This window comes from Lacticaseibacillus hegangensis (assembly GCF_003946465.1).
GTDB classification, from domain to species: Bacteria; Bacillota; Bacilli; order Lactobacillales; family Lactobacillaceae; genus Lacticaseibacillus; species Lacticaseibacillus hegangensis.
Window position 1 is genome coordinate 1 of sequence record NZ_RHOL01000052.1, and the last position, 8,277, is coordinate 8,277.

General features: G+C 52.0%; 6 protein-coding genes. 2 read left to right on the plus strand and 4 right to left on the minus strand.

What is annotated here, in order from left to right; genetic code table 11:
* Positions 1-2,743 (minus strand): MBG domain-containing protein (locus tag EKM86_RS11785; protein WP_164506275.1); only part of this gene is annotated, 2,743 nt, incomplete at its 3' end.
* Between the two features lie 2,093 nt (positions 2,744-4,836).
* On the opposite strand from EKM86_RS11785, the gene fba reads away from it, so the two are divergent.
* Positions 4,837-5,721, plus strand: a complete 885-nt coding sequence (gene fba, locus EKM86_RS11790) for a class II fructose-1,6-bisphosphate aldolase (RefSeq protein ID WP_125758245.1) — start codon at positions 4,837-4,839, stop codon at positions 5,719-5,721.
* Between the two features lie 177 nt (positions 5,722-5,898).
* Here fba and EKM86_RS11795 read toward each other — a convergent pair whose 3' ends face one another.
* The 3 genes from EKM86_RS11795 to EKM86_RS11805 all read right to left on the minus strand — a co-directional run bounded on the left by EKM86_RS11795 (position 5,899) and on the right by EKM86_RS11805 (position 7,018).
* The gene (locus tag EKM86_RS11795) at positions 5,899-6,129 is read right to left on the minus strand and encodes a hypothetical protein (protein WP_125758247.1); all 231 of its coding nucleotides are present in this window, start codon (positions 6,127-6,129) and stop codon (positions 5,899-5,901) included.
* A gap of 38 nt (positions 6,130-6,167) precedes the next feature.
* Positions 6,168-6,377 carry a DUF1659 domain-containing protein gene (locus EKM86_RS11800; protein WP_125758249.1) on the minus strand — a complete coding sequence of 70 codons (210 nt, stop codon included), beginning with the start codon at positions 6,375-6,377 and terminating at the stop codon, positions 6,168-6,170.
* Between the two features lie 83 nt (positions 6,378-6,460).
* Positions 6,461-7,018 (minus strand): sigma-70 family RNA polymerase sigma factor, encoded by a 558-nt coding sequence (locus EKM86_RS11805; protein WP_164506276.1) that lies wholly within the window; start codon positions 7,016-7,018, stop codon positions 6,461-6,463.
* Positions 7,019-7,384: 366 nt separating this feature from the next.
* On the opposite strand from EKM86_RS11805, the gene EKM86_RS11810 reads away from it, so the two are divergent.
* Positions 7,385-8,197, plus strand: coding sequence for a hypothetical protein (locus EKM86_RS11810; protein WP_125758253.1), 813 nt, complete (start codon positions 7,385-7,387; stop codon positions 8,195-8,197).
* Positions 8,198-8,277: the final 80 nt, after the last annotated feature.

An 8,277-nucleotide genomic window follows, 5' to 3' on the forward strand; every position in this document is an offset into this window, starting at 1 on the left:
TGAAGTCGATCGTATCCGTGTCCGCATCAGTCGATGCTTCAACCTTGAACGCATCCAGTTTTGCTTGGATCTCAGCCACGGTCACACTTTGTGGTGTCGCGGCATAGCCTGTCTTCTCTGCTGGGCTGATCTCGACTGGCCCGTTCTCACTGGCTAAAGTCCACTCACCATATTTGCCCGTAGCCTTACCACTCGCCGCATCCACTTCATAGGTCCGAGTGAACGTGAACGTCTGGTTCGCTGCGGCATCGGTTTGCGCAACTTCTTCGCCGTCGGCGCTACCAATATGACCCGTCGCGGTGACTGTATAAGTCTTATGTGTCTCCGCATAAAGCTTCTTACTGTCACTCGTCGTGCCTTCCTCTGTTGGTGCGGGCTTCATCACGTTAGGGGACGTCAAGACAACAGGAACCAAAATCGTGACCGGGTCAGTCGTCTCAACTGTTGTAGCAGCGGTTAACGCATCACCCACATTTTGACCTGTCGTAGTCAATGTACTCTCGTCAATCGTGCTGATATTTGCCGTCTGACCGGCTGGTGGCGCAACAGTAATAGTCGGGAAGTCACCAGCCAGTTGCCAATTGCTATAAATCTTATATGAATTGATTAACTGGCTGCCTTGAGCCGCTGAGCTTAGTGAAACCATCCGGTATTGCCGATTCAGCGTCAAAGTGGTGGCAGTACCAACAAGCTTAGTTGAGTCACTCGCGTCAACCGCCTGAATAGAAACGGTCTTGGTATCCGTATCATCGCTTGCATTACTGATATTCAGCTGGCTTGGAGTCCAAGTGATCGCATAATTAGGATTGTCCGTGGTGATTTTGTTCTGAATAGTTGTGTTCACCAAAACAATAACCACCTGATTGTCAGAGAGTTGAATAAGGTTCAGATCATCAGGTGTAATAGTCGCCGGGTCATATTTTGGTGTCTTGTCGCCTGCCACGATATCCTCTAAGCCATCCACATGTGGCACATCGAACACCAGCTTCAAATCATTAGTCGTATAGTGCGGGTCACCGTTGCTATCGGCTGCATATCCAGTAAGCTCAAATATTGCATTAGCAGGACGTTTCGAAATCTCGATGCTAGAAATCGCTTCACTGATGTCCAACGGAGTAACATTACTCGTGCTATCAGGGAATTGAGCAGCATAAGCTGCCTGAACCTTAGCTAAACCCGAATTGTTTAAGGAAACCTTATACGTCGCAGCATCTGAGACATCCGAGGCACCGTTGCTAAAGGTAAAGTCGCTCGCTGTTAACCCTACGTTTTTGATTTCTGTCCTTGAAGCCGTCTCCGCGGGATTCAGTGTATCCAAGTACAAAGGTAGGCTCGGCAAAATTTCTGCCAAGGTCTGGCCATCATAGATGTGAGTCCCAGTGCCAAGCGTAAACTTATTCGTAATGTAGAAAGTGTTCGTTGTGGCAGCACCGGTTAGCGATGCTGTGGCCAAAGTAAACTTACCCTTCGTGAGTTTCAGCAAAGTATCAGAAATCAGCTTGCGACCGGTATCAGTGATTGTATATGTATACTTTCCGACATCCTTAGTGCCGCCATTTGTTCCATTCGTACCCGCGTTAACTTTCAGGTAAGCAGGATTATTTAATAAGTTCTTTAATGCATCGGCTAGCTTAGCGTCGTTCCCGCCCAAAAGAGCCCGCAGCGCAGTCGTTTGTTGTCCTGTCGCTGCACCGCTTGCATCGGGATAGATTACCGCTCTCTGGTTTACCAAATTACCATTAGGGTCAAGCTGAGGGTTGTTAAGAAGAGAATAGAGGGTGTTTGTCGCCGTCGCCCCGTAGTTAGCATAGAAGGAGCCTACTTTAAGGTTTACCGAAGATGCTACAGGTGCCACGAGCACATCGAAGCTACCAGTGGCCGTCACGGTGACGTTGCTGGTTTGAGTCTTCTGATTGAGACTGAGCGATGTCGCATCCGCCATCGTATACTTGCCGTTCAAGGCGGCGTTGGCACTCATCTGCGCCGTGACCGTTGCATCGGTTGCTGAATTAGCCACAGTCGCAGTCTTAAATGTTTCATCGGCACTAGCGACGGTCTTGCCGGTGTAAACATCGACATAGTTGACCGTCATATGAGTACCGATATCTTCCGCCAGTGTGGCCATGGCAGTCGAACCGCTGCCCCCAGAATTTACGACCTCGTTAGCAGCCGTGGAGCTTCCTGGCTTATCTAAAACAGTCTGCTGAGTAGCTGCCTGTTTGTAGTTCAACTCAACCCCTTTATCCAAACTATAATCATCAACCAAGCTCTTAATCACAATGGGATCACTATCAGCCGGCAAATCAAAAACATACTGAGTTGGAGTCTGAGTCAGTGCTGTACCTTGAGGAAGCTTGCTCAGCAGTTCTGCAGCGGTAATTGTAGGCTTAGCAGCAGGCACAGCTGATGCACGGGCAGCACTCGTCTGAGCGGCGGAACTCGCAGCACTTGCGGGTGCGCTAGCTGCTGTAGAGGCAGTGCTAGAGTCACTGGTGGCGAGTTTAACTGCTTGGTCAGTCGTGTGGGCCGTGGTCGAGGCCGCTGCCTTGGTCACAGCTTCTGTTTCTGGCGTTGGGATCGTATCCGCCTGAACTGTCTTAGGCGAGAATGCAAATTGTGTCAGGCCAAGCAAAGTGATGCCGGCGTAGAGCCAAAGCTTACCCGACTTGTACATTTTAAAATGTATTTTTTTGTCGGCCATCGCGGTCTGCAGATGACTTTTTTTATCTTGATTGAATAACATGGTATCACCATATCCTTTTAATTATCAGCAGCATATATACTTACATAGTCAGTCTAATATCATAAAGTTAGTGAGTCAATCACTATAAGAACGCAAATTGGCCTATGGTCGTTACCGAGTCTGCGACTGTTCGTTTATCCGGAGGCGCCGGCATGATGACCATAGTCCGCGTTGGGCAAATCAGCCGCGGTGACAATGAAAACCAAATGAAACGTTATTTTCTTTCCAATATTGAAACAGCATTTAAGCCCGATTTTTAATGCAAGTGCCATTATTAACTTTGTCGTTAATCTAATTACCCGTGCCTGGCCGTGAACTAATCATCTATTCAAAAAAACACTCGGCATCACCGAGAGGCCCGTAATGCCGAGTACCTTCTATAAATCATTCATGTTTTTTTCCGGCGGGCGACTGCTTCGCCGAACAGCAGGACTGTCAGCGCCCCCAAAAAAGCATGACTGCATGCGCATCGCCATTTCCAGTATCAGGTAAAGCCGAATTCGCATTGGCAGACGGGTGGTCGTCTTACCAATGGCCTGAGCATTTTGCGTGACATTCTGACCAGTCGAATTGTTGCTAGGCTGCTGTGAATTATCTTTCCCGTTTGGTATGCCTGATTCCGTATCGGTCGGCTGATCAGGTTGGGTTCTGAACCCGGAGCCAGTTGACTGCCATCGGCGGTGTTGGCATAGTATTCGTCTTGGATCACTGACAGCGCCGCGTCTGGCACCTCAGCACGAGTTTAAGGATCGGTGTCTGGTTCCTCACCTACATGGATTAACGCTACCGGCACCTCGATGACGGTTTTTGCTTGTCTGATGGGGTCATCAGCAAACTCCTGAAGCGCAGCTATGACTGACTCGCCGGGAACAATGCTTGGATCTGCAGAAATGTTCAAGCTCTCCGCAATGTACCCCGTTGGACAATCATTGCTGTCAATCGTCACCACATCAAACTCAGTGACTGCTTGCCCGGTTCTTTTAGTTGAACAGAAAGTGTAGTCTGCCTCGTAATTTGAACCGATTGTATAAGTAGGCCGATCGTACGTTTCCTTCTCGCCCTAATCGATTAGTTTGTCGGGATTGTTCGTGTCGACTGGCTGAATCGTGACCAATTTTGATGCAAGTTTGTTTAGGGCACTGGTCATTGTAGAGACAGGATTGGTTGGCCAAGCAAGTTTGTATCCCGGTTATTTGGCTTCGATATTATTTGTGAGCGCAGCGGTCTGGCTGTAATCAAGGGTGAGCGTGTGCTGGTAAGAATCCTTGACATGGTCAGTCCCTGTCAATGACAACACCGCAGAGTCCACCGTGAGCGAGGAATCAACATTAATGGGAAAGCATGCTGATTCGCGTCCGTACCCGTCAGCTGCATCTGCCACACTGCGGTCCGATAACCGTTAACAACGTTGATTGCCGGAGCCCTGAAACTGACGTTGACGAGCGTTTGTTGAGGGTCGGTGGTGAATGTCCCCATTCCCAGGTGAGGCGCTGACAGTTTGGTCGTTGAGACCAAACATGCCCAGCGTGACGCCCAGCATAGTGACGGTGACAAAAAGAAACTTTTTCCCAGATCTGTACGTCTTGTGGTGCCTCTTTACGATACACAGTCCGGATCTGAAATCATTAAAATGACGATTCCTCATCCATGTCACCCTTCCCGGATCTGGTCACAATGTAAGCCATCAGCTGTCCAGCTCCTTGCTCTTAGCAGTATTAACAATCATCATAATGTAATGCGTCAATAAACTGTTATCATATTATGATATTATCGGTGGCATTTTGTGCTTAACGACACCAAAGTTCCCCTATTAATTATAATCATCAGCGGCTCTTGAATCATACACGCCCACTAATTGGTCACTCTTCCACCCATCACCTGTCCTACCGGTTCCGCTCCCGCGGCCCTTCTGGCTTTTGCTCGCACCAATGAAAACTACCAAGCCGCGCTATCGTGCCCGAGGCTTGAATCCCCACCCGACTACTCGCACGCGGTTGAAAGGGCCAGTAAATCACAATCGTCATCCGTGAAAATCTATGTTACACTTAAGGCGTTAAAAATCTTGTTTTTCAAAAATAGGAGGAATTACACTTATGCCATTTGTACGCGGCACAGAATTGTTCCAAGCTGCTCGTAAGGGTCACTATGCTATTGGTGCGTTCAACACTAACAACCTCGAATGGACTCGCGCTTTGCTTCAAGGCGCCCAGGATCTCAATGTTCCGATCCTGATCCAAACATCCATGGGGGCTGCTAAGTACATGGGCGGCTACAAGCTTTGCAAGGCTTTGATCGAGCTTGAAGCTGAGTCCATGAACATCACCGTTCCGGTTGTTATTCACCTGGATCACGGTGACTTCGAAGCTGCTAAGGAAGCTATTGCTGCCGGCTACAACTCCGTTATGTTCGACGGCCACGACCTGCCATTCGACGAGAACCTTGAAAAGACCAAGGAAATCGTTAAGCTGGCTCACGCCAAGGGCATTTCCGTTGAAGCCGAAGTTGGTTCAATCGGCGGTGAAGAAGACGGCGTCATCGGCGAAGGCGAACTTGCTTCCGTTGAAGAAGCCAAGACGCTTGCCGCAACTGGCATCGACTTCATGGCTGCCGGCATCGGCAACATTCACGGCAAGTACCCTTCAAACTGGAAGGGCCTGCACTTCGACCGTCTGCAAGAAATCGCTGACGCCGTTGACCTGCCACTGGTTCTTCACGGTGGTTCAGGCATCCCTCAGGACCAGGTTGAAAAGGCCATCTCCATGGGGATCGCTAAGCTCAACATCAACACCGAATGCCAGCTGGCCTTTGCTAAGGCAACTCGCGAATACATCCTTGCCAACAAGGATCAGGAAGGCAAGGGCTATGACCCTCGCAAGCTCCTGGCCCCTGGCACCAAGGCTATTACCGATACCTTCAAGGAAATCTCCGGCTGGATGGGTACCCGCCCAGTCAAGATGGTCCCAGAAGAAATCAAGTAATTCAGCGCTTTTGCGCATTAAGCACTCTGCCCTCGCGGCTGGGTGCTTTTTTTGTCGCACAACGCAAAAAAGGCGGCCCGATCGCTCGGGTCGCCCGGTGCATCGAACGACCGTGATTCGTCAGTGCCACGGTTGTTAGATTTCACGGATTCATTCGCTGGGGGAAAAGCCATTCAGTTACAGTTCAGGTAGTGTCGTAAACAGCGAGTCAGTCTGCGTGTAGCGTACGCTGGCTTCGATAAACTTCTCGTAGTAGTTGGTGTCGTTGAGGCCAAAAATCTGCAGTTTCTGCAGTGCGGCTGCCAGCTCTTCGGCAAACGCGCTGTCCGGCGCGGTGGCCAAGTTACTCAGGGTGAACGTGTGCCGGTGAGCATCGGCGTCATTGTAGCTCAACAGTAATTGATACATGTGCTAACCTCCTTTCTGTCAGATTGTCAGCTGTCGCCTTACTCAACGACTTCGCTGGTGGTGATCACCTGCAGCGACCCTAACTGATCGTCCGGGTTGACCTTGCCGACCAGCTGGGCAAAGGCCATCAGGTTCTCATCGCTCGCATTGGCGCGAATGTTCGCGAACGCGCGCCGCAGCACGTAGTTCGGATTGTCAGGCTGCACATAGGTCAGCGAGATCCGCTGGCGTACAATTTCCTTTGCCATTGTGCCTGCCTCCTTTCTCAAAAAAGTGGTAAGCCCGCTTCTCGCGGCCTTACATGAATAGAAAGCCGGCACCGGCTAAAAGTTCACACCGGACTTTCCGCGGCCGCAGCTGCTTTGAGCGTCTGGTACTTGGCGTGGATGCGCCGCAGGACATTGGTCAAATTGGACTGGCTCAGGCCCAGGTAGGCGCGCGTTTCCGCTCGCGTGAACGCCTGGTCGACCATGCTTTCAAAGACTGCCTGCTCGCGCGGTGTTAGCTGGCTGCGCAATCGGGCCACCAGCGCGACCTCCGCGTCTTCGCCCAACCACTTTACCAGCCAGTCCTGTGGGTCAGTATCGGCTGGTGGTTCCCGGCGCGCGCTGCGTTCATGCACGGCCGGGCGCCGCTGCTCGCGTGTCACAATTTTCAGCAGCCCGTAATAGACAAACAAGCCGGCAAGCTTGTTAAACTTGGTCCGCTCCGCCTGTGTGCGCACCGGGTCGCGGTAGCGCTGGTAGTAAGCAACGTAAATCAGCATCCCCTCCTCCACCAAATCATCGTAATCGGCGTGACCGGGCCAGACCTGCAACCGGCGCACGGCGGCGTGCACGACCCCCGCGTTGGCCAAGTACAGCCCAAACCCTGTTTCAGCGTTTCGCATCATTAGCAACTCCTTGCACCCCTGCATCAGATTTCATTAGCGCTAATGATGAGGCCAGTATATTGGGCCCAATTGATTTCGGATAGGCGAGATGGTTGCGGCGCTGAAGCCCGGCCTGCCGGGGTTGCTCGCTCACAGTCAAAATGGGCCGCGTGCGTCACGCCGCGCGCCATCGCCCCACCCATCGCGCCCAAAGAAACTCGGCTCATTGCCTGAAGTGACATCAAGTGGCACGAACTCGGGGCGAAAAGATCCATTAAGGCAGATTTTTTGACAATAAGTAAGCCGCCTGCTATGCTGTGCTCGATTTTTGGGGGAACAAATGTTCAGAGCCCCGGGCAACGCACACACGGGAGGACTTAGCGAATGTTAAAAATTGAAAAAGCAGATGGCACCCTGCTGACTGTCGCCAGCTTTCGGCCACGCGACCTTGAAAAGGCGGCTGCGACATTGCCGCTGCGCGATAATTTACTGGTTATGCCGACCATGGTCTTGATCATGCCGTTCACCGATCAAGCGCGGCGCACCATTGCCATTGACGCCGAATTTGGCCCTTACGCGACCTCGATGGCGACGCGGGCCATCACCCGTAAAATGGGCATGAGGATGACGCCGTTTCACGCCGAACTAGACGAAACCCGGCGGCGCGTCTACGCCGAGATGGGCCTGCACGGCAAACCGCCGCGCATTATTCCTTATTTTCTGCTATTTTATTTTCCACTGGGCCGCAGTGAAGCCGGGGATTACATCTGGATCGCCGGCAATTACCTGAAGGACCTCACCATCGTTGGCCCGCACGTCGCCCGCATCCAGTTTCAAACTGAGACCGACGCCGGCTTTACGGTCACGCTGTCCAGCCCCACTCTGCCCAATGCGCGCCGGCTCAGTGAACTTGAAGCGTTCGCGGCGGCAGTCACGCGCGAGATGCAGCCACTGTTGCGGCAAACCTACGGAACGCTTTGCTCCGGAGCACAGTTCTCCAGGACCTTGCCCGACAACTACGCCCACTTGGATCCGCGCGGTGATCCTAGCCCGACGACCGTGGTCATCAATCAGTATCAAGAGGAATTCGAGCACCTCTGGCAGGCGCTCGCGGTCCTTTTGAAGGCCGAGGATCCCGCCATCGACCTGGCTGAGCTGAAGGCGCAACTGCTGGAGCGCTGGCGGCATTACCAGTGAACGATCGAGTAGGAGGTAGCCGATTAATTCGGCTACCGACCTCTCACACCACCGTACGTACGGTTCCGTATACGGCGGTT

Coding starts and splice junctions, on each gene's coding strand:
- fba (WP_125758245.1), top strand. CDS start 4,837: ATGCCATTTGTACGCGGCACAGAATTGTTCCAAGCTGCTCGTAAGGGT.
- EKM86_RS11795 (WP_125758247.1), bottom strand. CDS start 6,129: ATGTATCAATTACTGTTGAGCTACAATGACGCCGATGCTCACCGGCAC.
- EKM86_RS11800 (WP_125758249.1), bottom strand. CDS start 6,377: ATGGCAAAGGAAATTGTACGCCAGCGGATCTCGCTGACCTATGTGCAG.
- EKM86_RS11805 (WP_164506276.1), bottom strand. CDS start 7,018: ATGCGAAACGCTGAAACAGGGTTTGGGCTGTACTTGGCCAACGCGGGG.
- EKM86_RS11810 (WP_125758253.1), top strand. CDS start 7,385: ATGTTAAAAATTGAAAAAGCAGATGGCACCCTGCTGACTGTCGCCAGC.